Below are 16487 nucleotides of genomic sequence, written 5' to 3'. Positions count from 1 at the left end.
TTTATTTTAGTTTAATTTTAATTCTAATTTAATTTTTAAATATTTTTTATTTATTTTATGTATTAAAGTTTTTTATATATACATTTATTGAATATTTATAAAGATATAGAATGGAATATAATTTAAAGAATTTCATATAATTTGGTGGAATAAAATGTTCTGCGACCAAAATTACAAATTTGGAGTTCTTCCAAAAAAGGACGGTTTTATGATAAGAATATCTCTAAAACCAGGATATATTACATCTAAACAATTGGATACTATATCCCATGTTGCAAATCACTATGGTGATGGTAGAGCTCACATAACAAATAGGCAAGGCATAGAATTAAAAATAAAACATGAGTATCTTGAAGATGCAGAAAAACTATTAAATGAATCAGGTCTTAAATTAGGCTCCACTGGAAAGCGTATAAGGCAGGTTAAGTCATGTATTGGTTTGGAATGTCAAAACTCCATTGGAGATGCCATAAGTATAGCGGAAAGATTGCACAACGAATTTGAAGGAATATGGGTTCCAAAAAAATTAAAAATAAATATAAGTGCCTGTCCAAATGATTGTGCATGGGCTAAATTCTGCGATATAGGTATTATATTTCGTTATATCATAGGTATGGATTATAAGAATTGTTCAGGTTGTGGAAAATGTGAAGAATTCTGTGAAGCAGGAGCTCCAAATTGGAGAGCTCATACAATATCTGAAAAATGTATTGGAACAGGAGAATGCCTTAAACTTTGCGGAGCTCTACATGTTAAAGAAAAGGTAATGGCTATATATGTTGGTGGAAAAGGGGGAAAATTTCCAAAGATGGGGAGACATATTTCAAATGTTAAAACAGAAGATGAAATTATTGATATAGTTGATTTAATAGTTGAAAAATATGCGAAATATGGAAAAAAAAGGATATATGATTTAGTTAAAGAGTATAATGTTAATACCATTGAAGATATTGAAAATATTTAAAATAATAGAATGATTAAATATTAGATAGCATAATGGGGCATTTTAATTTAATCTAATCTATATCTCAATATAGCCGCAATGCCCTTAAATGCTTTGTATATTTGGCTTCCCTCTTCAGTATCTGTTGAAACTATTCTCAAATTAGCTCCTGATTCATCACACAATCTTGCAAAATATTCTATTATGTCCTCTATTTTATCGATATAAAGCATACCTCCACATTTTGGACAGGTTTTTGTTTTTAGAGATTCTTCTAATTTTGGAATATCTTCATTTTTTATATTCATCTCTTCCATATAATCACAATTATTACATCTTATCGTTACTCTCGACATATTGATATTATCTGTAATAATAAGTGTATCGACTGCCCCCATTTCAAGATATTTCATAACCTCTTTTTCACCATACGCCGCAAGACCTCCATCCTCTTTTATGAGTTCTTTAAAGAATTTTTGGACAACTTCTTTTTCCTTCATTAAGTCTAAATCTCTTAAAAGACCTGATGCCTTATCTAAAAGTTCCCTAACTCCGAACTCCTCGGTATAACATAAATCGTAGGTTTCCAATATTATCTTTTTTAATTCATGATGCAAATAATCCTTATTTACAAATTCGTTTTTTGTGTTTCCAGGACCTCCAACAAGAATTCCTTTTAATTTTTTTTCTTGAAGTAATGGTAAAAAAGCCTCGTTTGCATATTCCCCCACTCTTACCATGAATTGATTTGCAGCGTCATCAATAAGTCTTTCAAGCCTTCTAGCAGACTGACCTCCTGCTTTGAATTTTCCAGGAACTCCACTTGTTAATCTTTTTAAGATTTGAATGTTTTTTCCTTTAACAAGAGCAAGGGTAGCTTCATTTCTGTCAATAAGTATAATCCCATATATATCCTTCTCCTGAATAAAATCCTCCAACGGTTCTGTATAAAATTGAGAATCACACCTATATACAAATGTTTTTACAGGTTCAGGTGGTTCCAATACATAGGTTTCCATTTTCTCAGTTCCAGGACCTCCCCTCGGAATCATTCCAGCAAATATAATTACTCCTTTTTCAAGGGGTTCTTTTAAAAGTTTTAATCGCTGCAATATTACCTCAATCGCCGATTGGACATTTTTTCTTGTTGTTTTACTTTTAATATTTGAAGATTGTGAGAGCTCCTCTCTTAAATACTGTCCCACATCAGAAAGTCTTTTTCCCGCTGGAATATATAGGCTTATTAATTCCGTTCCTTTTCCTTTTTTGTTTTTTAGTTCCTTTAACGCCTTTTTGAATATATATGTATCAGTTGCCGAATTACTCATTGAAATCACCTTAATTATTAATGATTATTTTAACACTTTTAATATTATTAATATTGCTTTAAAATTTTTAAATTAAACTTTTAGCTAATTTTAGATATTTTTTTGATAATTTTGACTAATTTTATAACTTTTAATTTATCACGCATATATTGTTATATTTAATGTAATAAAAATTAAAAAAGTATGGTAATAAATTATATCATAATATTAATATTATAATATATTCTATATATTTAAATATAAATATAAATTAATTTAGTTCAAATTGGAATTATAAACTTAAAAAAGACCTATATAAATCTAAATAACTGCATAGATGTTGTTTTTATATTTATTTTTGTTTTCATCTACTCACCAATTTAGCAATAATTAGTTAAAAATTATATATATAGTTTTGGATTTTTAATCCTATATTATTTTTTCGAAAATAATAAATAGTTTAGTTAAAAGATAATAATGATAATGGAAAGTAATTAAAGCAATAATACAACAATATATATAAAGTTTAATGATTATGGTGGTATGATGAGAAAAATGATAAAAAAAGCGGTAATACCTGCGGCGGGTTTTGGAACAAGATTATTACCCGTTACAAAAGCCAAACCAAAGGAAATGCTTACGGTTGTGGATAAACCCATTATACAGTATGTAATCGAAGATTTATCCGATGCAGGTGTTAATAATATTTTAATAATTACGGGAAAAGGAAAAAGTGCCATAGAAAACCATTTTGATAAGAATTTTGAATTGGAGGAGAAGTTAAAAAACAGCGGGAAAAAGGAATTACTGAATATGGTTAGAAAAATCGACAATCTTGCAAATATATATTACACCAGACAGAAGGAACAGAAAGGACTTGGAGATGCTATATACTGCGGAAAAGAATTTGTTGGAAAAGAGTATTTTTTAGCCATGGTTGGAGATACGATATATTCCCAAAATGTCGTAAAAAAAATGCTTGAAGTATATGATAAATATAAATGTTCTGTAATTTTGCTTGAAAGAGTTCCAAAGGAAATAGTTTATAAATATGGAGTAATATCTGGAAATGAGATTGAAAAAGGCATTTTTGAAATAGATAATTTAGTTGAAAAACCATCAGTTGAGGAAGCTCCATCAAATTTAATAATAACTGGTGCTTATTTGCTATCGCCTAATATTTTCAAACATTTAAAAAATACAAAAACAGGAAAAGGTGGGGAAATCCAATTAACCGATGCCTTAAGATCCCTTTTAAAAGATGAAAAAATAATAGGGGTTGAAGTAAATTGCAAAAGATACGATATTGGGGATATTGAGGGGTGGTTAAAGGCTAATGTTGAAATAGCATTAGAAAAAATGCCTGAATTTAGAGATTATTTGAAAGGGATTATCAAAGATAAAATAATGTAGCAAAATAATATTAAAATAATATTGAATTGAATAAATGATATTAATATATCCTATTAATATATCCTATTTTATTAATTTTTATGGTGATAATGTGAAAGTTTTAATTACTGGTGGGGCAGGATTTATTGGAAGTCATATTGTTGATAAATTTTTAAATAACAATCATGAAGTTGTTGTTTTGGATAATTTGAGCACTGGAAATTTTAGGAATATTTCTAACAATAAAAATAATAATAAAAATATTGAATTTATAAATAAAGATATCCGCGATAATGACTTAAATCTTGAAGGTATTGATGTGGTTATACATCATGCAGCCCAGATAAATGTTAGAACATCCGTTGAAAAACCAGTTTATGATGGAAATATAAATATTTTAGGAACTATTAATCTACTTGAAAAAATAAGGCAGTATGATGTTAAAAAAATTATATTTGCATCATCGGGAGGGGCAGTATATGGTGAGCCACATTATATGCCTGTTGATGAAAAGCACCCCGTAGCTCCGTTATGTCCCTATGGAATGAGTAAATATTGCGGGGAGGAATACATAAAATTATATAATAGATTATACGGATTAAATTACACGATTTTAAGATATGCAAATGTATTTGGAGAGAGACAAGACCCAATGGGAGAGGCAGGAGTAATAAGTATATTTATAGATAAAATCATGAAAAATCAAAGACCTACAATATTTGGGGATGGAAATCAGACAAGAGACTTTGTTTATGTTGGAGATGTGGCAAATGCAAATTTAATGGCTCTAAATTGGAAAAATGAAATTGTAAATATAGGAACTGGAAAAGAAACATCAGTTAATGAGTTATTTGATGTAATCGCAAGGGAATTGAATTACAAGTACAAACCGATATATGATAAACCGAGAGAAGGCGAGGTTTATAGAATAGCACTAAATATAAATAGGGCAAAGGAGCTCGGATGGAAACCTACTGTGAATTTAGAAGAAGGTATTAAAAGGACTGTTGATTGGATGAAAAGCTTATAATGAAATATGATACTATTAAATATTTTATTGGTGATAGTATGAAAATATCAGTAATTGGAACAGGATATGTTGGATTAATTCAAAGTGTAGGTTTAGCAGAATTTGGATTTGATGTCGTAGGTATAGATATAGATGAAACCAAGGTAAAACATCTAAATAATGGTAAATGTCCATTGTATGAGGATGGGTTGGATGAGCTCCTACAAAAACATGTTGGAAATAAATTAAAATTTACAACATCATACGAAGAGATAAAGGATTCTGATGTTATATTTTTATGCGTGGGAACACCGCAGGATGATGAAGGAAATGCAGATTTAAGATTTATTTATTCAGCTACGGAATCCATTAAAAAAATATTGGATAATGAGCACTATAAAATTATTGTTATAAAATCCACAGTTCCTGTTGGGACAAATAGAAAGATTAAAGCATTATTAAAAGATTATAATGTTGATATAGTTTCAAATCCAGAATTTTTAAGAGAAGGAATTGCAGTTCATGATTTCTTTAATCCTGAGAGAATTGTATTGGGCTTTGAAAATTTAGAGAACAAAAAACCAATAGAGATTATGAAAAAGGTTTATGGCAATTTTAACAACACTCCGTTTATAATTACCGATTGGGAAAGTGCTGAGATGATAAAATATGCATCCAATGCATTTTTGGCAACAAAAATTTCCTTTGTAAATGAGCTCTCAAAGTTATCCGATGAAGTTGGTGCAGATATAAAAACTATAAGTAAAGCCATGGGCATCGATAAAAGAATTGGAAACAAGTTTTTAAACGCTGGAATAGGCTATGGAGGGAGCTGTTTCCATCCTGATGAAGTAATATTTGTAGATTTTGGAAATGGATTGGAATGTATGACATTTAAAGAATTATTTGACGAGCTCAGTAAAAACAATAATAGAAGCGTAAAAATATTATCTATTAATAAAGATTTAAAATTGGATTTGGTAAATCTAAAATTAATAACAAAAAGAGATTATTCCGATGATTTAATTGTTTTAAAAACTTCGATGGGAAGAGAAATAAAAATAACAAAAGACCACCCTATCGTTGTATTGAATGGAAATAAACTACATATTAAATTGGCAGAAGATGTTAAAGAAAGGGATGAAATAGCACTACCTAATGGAGAATTTAATAGTAATTGTAATAAAAATAATAATAACAGCAATAATATTAATAATATCATTACAATCGATGTATTGGAAGAAATAAAAAATACACCATTAATTGAAAAAACATTTTTAAATAATAAAAATATGGTGTTGAATGAATTTGATAATATAAGAGCTCACCTATCGAACAAGTATATCTATGATATAAAGAAGAATGGAACGGTGAGAGTAAAGGATATGCTACCTATAAGAAGCATATTAAATAAATATAACCATAATTCAAATAGGCTATTCACCGTTAGAAGCAAATCTACAACAATTCCATCGGTTATAAAAATAGATGGCGATTTTGCTAGATTGATAGGGTATTACTTAGCAGAAGGTTGGATTTCAGAGGATTGTAATAAAAAAGGTAATGTTAGAAAAAGAATGGGTTTCTCATTCGGAGCTCATGAGGAGGAATATATCAACGATGTTAAAAACATATTGAATAAATTGGATATAAATTACATCGAAAAGATTAAAAATGGTTCTCATGCCATAATAATATCTTCAAAATTGTTGGCATATATATTCGAAAAGGTATTAAAATGCGGAAATAATTGTTATAACAAGCAGATACCACCGCAGATATTTAATTCACCATCAAATATTAAATGGGAATTCTTAAAAGGTATTTTAAGAGGAGATGGTGGTATTGTTAAACTAAACAATAATAAAAATTTAAATATTGAATATGGAACAGTAAGTAAAAAATTGGCAAATTCTTTGATGGTATTATTGCAATCATTCGGCATCATTACATCACTAAAAAGATGCCACAATAACAAAAGCACTACATTGACATATATTATAAGAATAAACGGATTAAATCAGGTTAAAAAAATCGGAGAATTATTTGGGGATAAATGGAATAACTACAAAGAAATTGCAGATAATTATAAAAGGAATATAAAACCTGTTGGTTATAAAAAATCTGATAACTATGCATCGTTGAAGGTTAAATCCATTGAAAGAGAATATTATAATGGAGAGGTATATAGTGTAGAAACAGATAATAATTTGCTAATATCTTCTTATGGATTGTTAGTTCATAACTGCTTCCCGAAAGATGTTAAAGCACTTATAAAACAGTTTGAAAACAACAATATATCTCCAAAATTGATTAAAGCCACCGATGAAGTAAATGAAGAGCAAATAATCTGGTTCTTCGATAAAATTAAAAATTATTATAACAAAGATATAAATCAAAAAACCTTCGCAGTGTTGGGTTTGGCATTTAAACCAAATACCGATGATTTAAGAGAAAGTCGAGGTATAAAATTAATAGATTTACTTTTAAAAGATGGTGCAGTAGTTAAAGGATTCGATTATGTTGAGAAAGCGAGAGAAAATACCATTAATAGATATAAGTTAGATAAATCAAAAGCATTTTATGGATATAACTTATATATATTGGATAATTTATACGAAACCGTAAAAGATGCCGATGCTATTATAATTACCACAGAATATGATTTTAATAATGAAGATTGGGAAAAAATAAATAAATTGGTTAAAAATAAAGTTGTATTTGACGGTAGAAATATTATCGATAGAGATAGAATAAAGAAATTAGGATTTGAATATTATGGGGTAGGTAGGAGATGAAATATAAAAATATTTTAATAACTGGAAGTGCTGGATTTATCGGATTTCATTTAAGCAAATATCTGTTGGAAAATTATAATGATATTCAGATAATAGGAATTGATAATCTAAATAATTATTACAATCCTATTTTAAAGGAAAAAAGAAATGATATATTAAAAAATTATGAAAATTACAACTTTATTAAAATGGATTTTTCTAATTGGCATGATTTAGTCAATAATTTAAAAAATAAGGATATTGATTTAATAATACATCTTGGAGCTCAGGCTGGTGTGAGATATTCTTTGGAAAATCCTTGGGCTTATGAATCATCAAATATATTGGGAACATTAAATATATATGAGCTCGCTAGAAAGTTGAATATAGAGAAGGTGGTTTATGCTTCTTCATCGTCGGTTTATGGAGGGAATAAAAAGATTCCATTCAGTGAAGACGATAATGTAGATAAACCTGTTTCTTTGTATGCTGCAACAAAAAAATCAAATGAATTAATGGCATACACTTACCACCACCTATACGGCATAAAGATGACAGGGTTAAGATTTTTCACAGTTTATGGTGAGTATGGAAGACCTGATATGGCATATTTTAAATTTGCAAAGAAAATAATATCAAATGAACCTATTGATATATATAATTATGGAAATATGGAGAGAGATTTTACCTATATATCGGATGTCGTAGATGGGATAAATTCAGCTATTAAAAAGGATTTTGATTATGAAATTTTTAATTTGGGGAACTCACGACCTATTAAGTTGATGTATTTTGTAGAGCTCATAGAACAATATCTCAATAAAAGTGCAGAAAAGAATTTTTTGCCTATGCAGGATGGGGATGTTTTAAGAACCTATGCAGATTTAAGTAAAAGCAGGAAATTGTTAAATTATAGTCCAAAGGTTTCTATTGAGGAAGGGCTAAAAAGGTTTTGCAATTGGTTTTTGGAAAATAAAGAATGGTTGTTAAAAACATAAATATAAATTATGAGTTCTGGTGGAATAATGTGTGGAATCAATGGCATGATTAGATTTAATGGAGATATTGAAATAGATGAGCTCAGCTCCATGAATGAATCCATAAAACATAGGGGGCCTGATGATGATGGAGTTTTTGTTTATAATGGTATAGATTATTCTGTTGGATTGGGACATGTGAGATTATCGATTTTAGACTTATCGGAAAAGGGACATCAACCTATGGGATATGTTGTTGAAAATGATAAAATTATTTATAACGACAACGACCTAAATAATGCCGATATAGTTATTGCCTATAATGGGGAAGTTTATAATTATTTAGAATTGAAAGAAAAATACCATTTAAAAACTGAAACAGGGACGGATACAGAAATTATTTTAAAATTGTATGCTAAATTTGGTTTTGACTGTGTAAAAGAATTTAATGGAATGTGGGCATTTTGTATCTTTGATAAACGGAAAAATATAATTTTTTGTTCAAGGGATAGATTAGGAATAAAACCTTTTTATTATTATTTTAATGAAAACTCCAAAGAATTTATATTTTCTTCTGAATTAAAAGGAATAATATCAGTTAAACCAGTAAATAAAAAGGAAAATATTAATAAAGATGCTGTCGGATTGTATTTTGCATTAGGATTTATTCCTTCTCCATATTCCATCTATAAAAATGTTTTTAAATTAGAAAGTAGGCAAAATTTAATATTTGATTTAAATAGTAAAGAGATTAAAAAAAATTATTATTGGGAGCTCCCACAATATAATCCAATTCATGATAAAAATAAATTGATTGAAGAGGGTAAAAAGCTATTATATGATGCCGTTAAACTAAGAATGCGTTCAGATGTTCCAGTTGGTGCATTTTTAAGCGGCGGGTTGGATAGCTCCACTGTTGTTGGGGTTATGAAAGAATATACAGATTTAAAAAATTTACATACTTTCTCCATAGGATTTGAGGGAAAATACGATGAAACACCCTATATAAACATAGTCAAGGACTATTTTAAAACAAATCATCACCACCATTATTTTAAAGAGGAAGATTTTGAAGAGCTCATTGATAAATATAGCTGGATTTATGATGAACCTTTTGGAGATTATAGCGGATTTCCAACATATAAAGTTTCTGAAATGGCAAAACAATTTGTTACGGTGTGTTTAAGTGGTGATGGAGGGGATGAGGTTTTTGGAGGATATAAATTTCATCTAATTAGCAAAAGAATAGAATATTTAAAAAAAATCCCCATATCTGTTAGAATGATATTTTTTAACATATTGAACAATAATTTACTAAAAAAAAATCCTACTTTTTATTTAATTAAAGAAGCTATTAAGTTATCCTTAATTAAAAATTATGAAAAATTTTACTCCGAATTACTTGACGGAGATTTTATTATTTCCAGTAATGGTAAAATTTGGATAGAAAAAAATTTAAAATACTGCTTAAATAAAACTAATAGTCAATTATCGGAATCTATTAGAGTTTTTGACTTGTTATTTAGAACATTATCTGATAATTTTTTAGTTAAAGTAGATAGGGCTTCGATGGCAAATGCATTGGAAGTTAGAAGTCCATTTTTAGATTATAGATTTGCAGAATTTAGCCAAAAAATCCCAAATGAATATAAAGTAGATTTCTTTAAAACAAAAAAACTAATGCGAAAGATTATTAAGGACATTTTGCCTGATGAGATAGTTAATAGAGGAAAAGGAGGTTTTGAGCCACCGCTGGATAAATGGATATTGGATGATAAATATAGAGGTTTTTTAGAAAATGGACTTAATATTTTAGAGGCCCTTGGGTTGAAATCTCTTGCTAAATTTTATAAAAACAAGATTTTTGGGTTAAATCAAAAATATATCAAAAATGCAATAAAAGATAATAAAATATGCTCCATTTATAAAATTAGGTTGTTTTTATTTGCTAAATGGTGGGAAAGATGGATAAATACGCAATAAAACAAATGTTGAATTATATAAAATATATAATTGTTAAATTTACAGAGCTCCTATTTTATATTAAATATACAATAACTCCTAAAAAAAATATAGAGTATGCCAAATCGTTTAAAAAAATCGCTTTAATATGTGTAAAACCTATGGGATTAGGGGATTTGATAATGGATACTCCTTTTATAAAGACTCTCAGAAAACATTTTCCTAATGCAGAAATACACTTGATAACTGATAAAGATATATTTGATAATGTACATGAATTGGATAAAATAATTGTAGTCAATGGGGGGATTTTTAGTTTAATGAAGGAGTTTTATAAATTAAGAAAAGAAAACTACGATTTAGGAATAATAATGAATCGATGTATAAATCAAACAATATATTTAGAATTATTAAACCCAAAATACAAATTAGGATATTTAGCAGGTTGGAAAATACTGGCAAATTTCAGATTAAAAAAAGATAATCTCAGATTTACTAAAAATGAACATTTTTGGAATATGTCTCTTAAAATAGCTAAGAGCTTAGGTATTAATGACTTAGAAGAGAAACTTATAGATATCGATTATTCAGAGGATGTAAAAAGAAATGCAAAAAAAGCATTTGATGATTTAAAATTGGACAGTGATAAAAAAACAGTTATAATAAATCCATTTGTATTGTGGAAATCAAGAAAATGGGATGACGATAATTATATTGAATTGATAGAAAAAATACATGGTGATTTTAATATTGTTCTTTATGGGGGACCAGATTCGCTAAAATCAGTTGAATATATCCAGAAAAAGTTGAATGAGAAAGGCATATATATTAAAAGTGTTGCTGGAAAGTTAAAACTCAAAGAAGCATTTTATTTTTTAAAATTTGCGGATTTATTTATTACTTCTGATAGTGGTCCAATGCATTTTGCATTTTTAATGGGAGCTCCGACGCTAGCGTTGTTTGGTCCAGTAAATCCACTTTATAGATTACCAAAAAACTTTAAGAAATATAAAATATACGATTATTTATGGTATCATGATTTTAAACCCTTAAAAAAGTTTTATAATTATGAATACGAATATATAAATAAAGAAATTAACGGGTTGAAGGCGATACCTGTCGAAGAAGTTAAAAATAAAATTTATGGGTTTTTTGAAAAAGGAGAGTTTTATTAACTTAGAGATTATAAACTGGTGATGCCATGGATAGAATTAATTGCCCCTTATGCAATAATAAAAATTATAAAACAATTTTAAAAAAAGATGATTTATCAAAATATTACCATCTTGTAAAATGCAAGGATTGTGGTTTGGTATTTATAAATCCTTTGCCAACGGAAGAAGATTTAAATAGATACTATAATATAGAATATGCAGTGCCAGAATATCAAAAAATAAAATTGATAAAAAAAGCCAATAAAATTTTGAGTTTATTATCCAAATATGGGCTGAGCTCAGATGCAAAAATCTTGGAAATAGGGGCATCTCATGGTTTTTTTTTAAATGAAGCCAAAAAACAAGGGTTTGTCCCCTATGGTGTCGAGCTGTCAGAAAAAGCATGTAATAATGCAAAAAAATATTTTGGAATTAATATTGAAAATGTAGATTTCCTTCAATCTAGTTTTATCAATAAAAAAGAGTATTTTGATGTTGTTGTTTTGTTGGATGTTTTAGAACATCTTACCAATCAAAATGAAATATTAAATGGAATAAATACGGTCTTAAAAAGAAAAGGTATATTAGTACTAACTTTACCAAATATTGATTCATGGGAATTTAAAATCTGTGGAAAATATTGGGAATGGCTGTCCCCTCCTGCACATTTATTTTATTACTCGCCAGACAGTATTGAAAAAATGTTAAAAAAGCATGGTTTTGATATGGTCTATTTAGAGACATATTATGGAGATACTGCTGGAAATATATTGTTTCATATATATCTGTCCTTTAAACAGTTTTTGTTTTATAATCTTAAATATATTGTAGGTAAAAAAAAGTTACTAAAAATTAGGGAAAATATAAGAGATAATTTAAGAAATGAAACATCAAAAGAAGGTAAAGAGTTTGTTGGTATTGATTCCATTGTATTTAAATTATGCAATATTTTATGGAAACCCTTTAATTCTGTGGATAATTGGAGATGCAAAAAAGGAAAAGGACCGTCAATTTTAGTAATTGCGGTGAAAAAATGAATAAAAATATTTATCTGATATCATGGTATTTCCCATCATTCCCAGGAGGTGCTGAAAAGTCCATAATGCAGGAATTAAAAAAATATCAAAAAAATGGATATAATGTTTTTGTAATTTGTTTTGATGAATACTATTCAAAAGGGAAATTTAACATAGATGGGGTGTCAGGAATAAACTACGGTTTAAAATTACAATTTCCATCTATTTTAAGATTTTATGGTTTATTATTTAATAAACGATATATTTGGAATATATTAAATATGTATATTAATAGTATTAAAAAGAGTGAAGTTTTGACTCAAACTCTAATTGCCCCAATAGTAGCCGAATTTTGTATCAAACATAGTATAAAATACACATATTATTTAAGGGATGAGCTCAACCTAAATGAGTTTCATAATTATGAAAAAGGATTTAGAAAAATTTTAAAAACTCTTAAAACAGTAATTGAATTTCCAGCAATACGGTATTATAAAGTTAAAAACATTATTGCACTTAAAAATGCACATAAAATAATATCCAATTCAAAATTTATGCATAATTTGCTTAAAAAAAAGTATGGATTAGATTCTGAAATTATTTATCCTGATATTTGTTATTCTCATCTCGACAAAACTGCCATGAAGAAAGAAAATCAAGTATATATCACATTTATAGGCGGAGAAAATGCCATGAAGGGTTATGATATCGTTTTAAAGATAGCAAAAAAAATGCCTGATGAAAAATTTTTAATTGTAGGGCCTTACCATAAAAAATTTAAAAAAGGAAATATATTATTCATACCATACCAAAAGAATGTCATGGAAATTTATAAAGTATCTAAATTAATCCTGATGCCGTCTCGATGGAATGAAGCATTTGGGAGAATTGTATTGGAGGCTAACTATTTAGGGATTCCAGTAATAGCAAGTAATAGGGGAGGATTACCTGAAGCAAATAACAATAAGGAACTTATCATAAGTGATTTAGAGAATATTGGTGAATGGATAAGAAAAATTAGACAATCAATAAAATAAGAGATAAACCTATATCTGGTGAAAAAATGGGTCGAAATAAAATAATTAAGAAATATATTCAAAATAAGGTAGTTTTAGATGTTGGTTTTTTGGGAGAAAATAAAAAAGTAGAATTTTCATCACTCCACAATTTTATAATAAAAAATTCTAAGGAAGTTTGGGGTCTTGATATTGATAAAGATAGGATAAATAAATTAAAAGAAAAGGGATATAATGTAATATATGACGATGTCCAAGAGTTAAAAAATTTGATGAAATTAAATAAAAAATTCGATGTAATTATTGCAGGGGAGTTAATAGAACATTTGGAAAATCCCGGGGTGTTTTTGGATAATATAAGTGGATTTTTAAATGAAAATGGTATATTGGTACTCACAACACCCAATATGTTTTCATTAAGATATATATTAAGACATGCACTATTTGGACAAGAATCTCCTTATTGGGTAGATAGAAATGCTGAAATAAAATATGGGCATGTTATTGGTTTTTCAAAAATGTTATTAGATAATTTATTATTGCGAAAAGGTTTTGAAATTTTAGAATTTAAATATACAATAAAAGATGAATATGGTGGTTTTAAAGGCAATTTAGAGAAATTTATCTCGTCATTTTTTCCAAGATTTGCTCCATCTTTGATTGTAGTTTGTAGGGTGAGAAAATAAAAATCTTATATTTATTAAACTCAGATTTTGGGGTCAGAAACACCATTGGAGCAAGAGCTCTACCTATAGCTAATGAAGTAGTTAAATATAATACCATAACAATATTGTGCAGAGGATATAATAAAGTCCTAAATAAAAATTATAATATGATTCAAATTTTCCCCTATGCTCCACTAATAATGAAATTCTTAACTGCAATTCCTATTTATATATCAAAAAAATTTCCATCAAATAAAATTAAAAACTATTTATTTGAGTATTTCGCCACAAAAAAATTAAAAAGGTTGGATTTAAATAAAATTGATATTATTCATTCTTGGAATTTTCTGCCAAATGTATATAGTTATTTAAAAGAAAAAAATCAAAATATAAAAATTATTCAGGATGTCCCAATGGCATTTCCAAATGTCTTGAAAGATTTGGAAAATTATAATGCATTATTTAAAGGAGAAAAAACGGAGCTCCCATGCTATATAAAAACTTCTTTAAAATATATTGATTATTACATAGTTCCATCGGACTTTGTAAAAAAATCATTAATTAATGAGGGGATTGATGAATCTAAAATTTTCGTTGTGCCATTTGGAGTAGATATTACTAAATTTAAACCTATTGAAAAGGATTACAGTGGAACATTTAAAGTTGCATTCTCAGGAAATGTCAATAATAGAAAGGGTATTCCTTATTTAATTCAAGCTTGGAAAGAATTAAACCTAAAAGACGCAGAATTAAACATATATGGTAGGGTTTATCCTGAGGTTAAAAAATATTTCAAAGATACTGAAAAATATAATATAAAAGTTCATGGATTTGTAAATAATATAAATAATGAGCTCTCAAAAAATCATCTATATGTATTTCCATCTTTATTAGAAGGTTCTGCAAAATCAGTATATGAGGCATTAGCATGTGGTTTGCCTGTTATAACTACTCCAAACTCTGGAAGTGTTGTTGAGGATGGAAAAGAAGGATATCTAATTCCTACGCAAGATATTGAAATATTAAAAGACAAAATATTATTTTTTTATAATAATAGAGACAAAACAAAAGAGTTTGGAAAAAATGCAAGGAAAAAGGCTGAACAATACACTTGGGAAAATTATGGAAAAAGGATTAATGAAATTTACAATCTGGTGAATAGTTATGAATAAAATCTTGTATGTTCATAATGCAGATTTTTCAAAACCTTGTGCAAATAGAATTCAAGTATTAAATATGTGCAAGGCATTTGAAAAAATTGGAGTAAGTATTACATTAATAAGTTTTAATTGTGATAAAAATATAATAAAAAAATCTATAATGAAGATATTGATTATAATACAATTTCTTTGAAACCTTTTGTAAATTATTATTTTAGAAGTTTATTGTTATTTTTGAGATTTTTGACTATAAAAAATGATTATAAGTATATATATACTAGAGATTTGATATTTGCTTTTTTAGTTTCAAGATTCTTTAAAGATAAAAAAGTAATTTATGAATTACATGATTTATCAAATGGTAAAATGTGGAACTTTCTGTTTAAACGAACTTTTAAAAATTTACAAGGATGTGTGGTTATCAGTAAAGGTTTAAAAGAAGAGTTAATAAAAAATGATTTTAATGGCAATAAAATATATGTATTATATGATGGTGTGGATTTAGAAAAATTTGATATTAACATTTCAAAAAATGAGGCAAGGGAAAAATTAAATTTACCAAAATATAAAACGATAATATCATATACTGGAAGTTTGCAGAGTTGGAAAGGATATGAAACATTTTTAAAGTCTTATGACTATTTAAAAAATAAAGAAAATATTGTTTATTTGGTTGTTGGCGGTAGTAAAGAGCAAGTGAATAAGTTAAGAGAAGAATATATAAATAAAAACATAATTTTTATTCCTTTCGTTGAAAACTCCAAGATTCCATTATTTTTAAAAGCATCGGATGTTTTAGTTATTCCAAATTCTTCTAAATATGAAATTTCAGTTAAATATACTTCCCCATTAAAGTTATTTGAATACATGGCATCAAAAAGGCCAATTATAGCAAGTGATTTGCCAAGCATTAAAGAAATTGTAGATAATAACGAAGTTTTATTTTTTAAACCTGATGATGAAATGGATTTAGCTGAAAAGATAAAGAAATTTATAAAAGATAAAGAATTACAAAACAAATTAGTAAAAAATGCATTTGAAAAGGTTAAAAATTACACTTGGAAGAAAAGGGCTGAAAAAATTGTCGAGATTTTTAATAATTGGTGATA

Annotated in this window: 14 protein-coding genes; 13 read left to right on the top strand and 1 reads right to left on the bottom strand. The window is 27.5% G+C overall.

Features of this window, described 5'->3' with window-relative positions; genetic code table 11:
• The first annotated feature begins 154 nt into the window (after window positions 1–154).
• The gene (locus METOK_RS00295) at window positions 155–964 is read left to right on the top strand and encodes a hypothetical protein (RefSeq protein ID WP_013866243.1); all 810 of its coding nucleotides are present in this window, start codon (window positions 155–157) and stop codon (window positions 962–964) included.
• A 47-nt stretch (window positions 965–1011) separates the two neighbouring features.
• On the opposite strand, the gene prf1 is transcribed toward METOK_RS00295, so the two are convergent.
• Window positions 1012–2271 (bottom strand): peptide chain release factor aRF-1, encoded by a 1260-nt coding sequence (gene prf1 / locus METOK_RS00290; RefSeq protein ID WP_013866242.1) that lies wholly within the window; start codon window positions 2269–2271, stop codon window positions 1012–1014.
• A 534-nt stretch (window positions 2272–2805) separates the two neighbouring features.
• Between prf1 and galU the strand changes: the two genes are divergently transcribed.
• The 12 genes from galU to METOK_RS00235 all read left to right on the top strand — a co-directional run bounded on the left by galU (window position 2806) and on the right by METOK_RS00235 (window position 16485).
• The gene (gene galU / locus METOK_RS00285) at window positions 2806–3663 is read left to right on the top strand and encodes a UTP--glucose-1-phosphate uridylyltransferase GalU (protein WP_048057970.1); all 858 of its coding nucleotides are present in this window, start codon (window positions 2806–2808) and stop codon (window positions 3661–3663) included.
• A gap of 91 nt (window positions 3664–3754) precedes the next feature.
• Window positions 3755–4672, top strand: coding sequence for an SDR family oxidoreductase (locus tag METOK_RS00280; RefSeq protein WP_048057808.1), 918 nt, complete (start codon window positions 3755–3757; stop codon window positions 4670–4672).
• A 38-nt stretch (window positions 4673–4710) separates the two neighbouring features.
• Window positions 4711–7449 carry a nucleotide sugar dehydrogenase gene (locus tag METOK_RS00275; protein WP_048057807.1) on the top strand — a complete coding sequence of 913 codons (2739 nt, stop codon included), beginning with the start codon at window positions 4711–4713 and terminating at the stop codon, window positions 7447–7449.
• On the top strand, window positions 7446–8426 hold the full coding sequence (locus METOK_RS00270) for an NAD-dependent epimerase/dehydratase family protein (protein ID WP_013866238.1): 981 nt from the start codon (window positions 7446–7448) through the stop codon (window positions 8424–8426). The genes METOK_RS00275 and METOK_RS00270 overlap by 4 nt, the downstream gene beginning before the upstream one ends.
• 27 nt (window positions 8427–8453) lie before the next feature.
• A complete protein-coding gene (gene asnB / locus METOK_RS00265; protein ID WP_013866237.1) occupies window positions 8454–10388 on the top strand; it encodes an asparagine synthase (glutamine-hydrolyzing) in 1935 nt (644 codons plus the stop codon).
• Entirely contained in the window at window positions 10370–11542 is a 1173-nt protein-coding gene (locus METOK_RS00260) for a glycosyltransferase family 9 protein (protein ID WP_013866236.1), read from the top strand. Before asnB ends, METOK_RS00260 begins: the two co-directional genes overlap by 19 nt.
• A gap of 26 nt (window positions 11543–11568) precedes the next feature.
• Window positions 11569–12558 carry a class I SAM-dependent methyltransferase gene (locus METOK_RS00255; protein ID WP_013866235.1) on the top strand — a complete coding sequence of 330 codons (990 nt, stop codon included), beginning with the start codon at window positions 11569–11571 and terminating at the stop codon, window positions 12556–12558.
• Window positions 12555–13574: a glycosyltransferase family 4 protein gene (locus METOK_RS00250; RefSeq protein WP_013866234.1), complete on the top strand. Its 1020-nt coding sequence runs from the start codon at window positions 12555–12557 to the stop codon at window positions 13572–13574. Before METOK_RS00255 ends, METOK_RS00250 begins: the two co-directional genes overlap by 4 nt.
• Window positions 13575–13600: 26 nt before the next feature.
• On the top strand, window positions 13601–14239 hold the full coding sequence (locus tag METOK_RS00245) for a class I SAM-dependent methyltransferase (protein ID WP_013866233.1): 639 nt from the start codon (window positions 13601–13603) through the stop codon (window positions 14237–14239).
• Between the two features lie 179 nt (window positions 14240–14418).
• Window positions 14419–15390, top strand: a complete 972-nt coding sequence (locus tag METOK_RS00240) for a glycosyltransferase family 4 protein (protein ID WP_013866232.1) — start codon at window positions 14419–14421, stop codon at window positions 15388–15390.
• On the top strand, window positions 15383–15571 hold the full coding sequence (locus tag METOK_RS08770; RefSeq protein ID WP_013866231.1) for a hypothetical protein: 189 nt from the start codon (window positions 15383–15385) through the stop codon (window positions 15569–15571). The genes METOK_RS00240 and METOK_RS08770 overlap by 8 nt, the downstream gene beginning before the upstream one ends.
• The gene (locus METOK_RS00235) at window positions 15568–16485 is read left to right on the top strand and encodes a glycosyltransferase family 4 protein (RefSeq protein WP_013866230.1); all 918 of its coding nucleotides are present in this window, start codon (window positions 15568–15570) and stop codon (window positions 16483–16485) included. The genes METOK_RS08770 and METOK_RS00235 overlap by 4 nt, the downstream gene beginning before the upstream one ends.
• The last annotated feature ends 2 nt before the right edge of the window (window positions 16486–16487 follow it).

The sequence above is a fragment of the Methanothermococcus okinawensis IH1 genome (assembly GCF_000179575.2).
GTDB classification, from domain to species: Archaea; AGJL01; Methanococci; order Methanococcales; family Methanococcaceae; genus Methanofervidicoccus; species Methanofervidicoccus okinawensis.
The sequence above is the reverse complement of the archived record's forward strand: the minus strand, read 5'-3'. Positions and strand labels throughout refer to the sequence as shown.

Excerpts from the sequence above, each read along its gene's own strand:
- METOK_RS00295 (WP_013866243.1), top strand. The coding sequence starts at position 155 with ATGTTCTGCGACCAAAATTACAAATTTGGAGTTCTTCCAAAAAAGGAC.
- prf1 (WP_013866242.1), bottom strand. The coding sequence starts at position 2,271 with ATGAGTAATTCGGCAACTGATACATATATATTCAAAAAGGCGTTAAAG.
- galU (WP_048057970.1), top strand. The coding sequence starts at position 2,806 with ATGATAAAAAAAGCGGTAATACCTGCGGCGGGTTTTGGAACAAGATTA.
- METOK_RS00275 (WP_048057807.1), top strand. The coding sequence starts at position 4,711 with ATGAAAATATCAGTAATTGGAACAGGATATGTTGGATTAATTCAAAGT.
- METOK_RS00270 (WP_013866238.1), top strand. The coding sequence starts at position 7,446 with ATGAAATATAAAAATATTTTAATAACTGGAAGTGCTGGATTTATCGGA.
- asnB (WP_013866237.1), top strand. The coding sequence starts at position 8,454 with ATGTGTGGAATCAATGGCATGATTAGATTTAATGGAGATATTGAAATA.
- METOK_RS00260 (WP_013866236.1), top strand. The coding sequence starts at position 10,370 with ATGGATAAATACGCAATAAAACAAATGTTGAATTATATAAAATATATA.
- METOK_RS00255 (WP_013866235.1), top strand. The coding sequence starts at position 11,569 with ATGGATAGAATTAATTGCCCCTTATGCAATAATAAAAATTATAAAACA.
- METOK_RS00250 (WP_013866234.1), top strand. The coding sequence starts at position 12,555 with ATGAATAAAAATATTTATCTGATATCATGGTATTTCCCATCATTCCCA.
- METOK_RS00245 (WP_013866233.1), top strand. The coding sequence starts at position 13,601 with ATGGGTCGAAATAAAATAATTAAGAAATATATTCAAAATAAGGTAGTT.
- METOK_RS00240 (WP_013866232.1), top strand. The coding sequence starts at position 14,419 with ATGAAATTCTTAACTGCAATTCCTATTTATATATCAAAAAAATTTCCA.
- METOK_RS08770 (WP_013866231.1), top strand. The coding sequence starts at position 15,383 with ATGAATAAAATCTTGTATGTTCATAATGCAGATTTTTCAAAACCTTGT.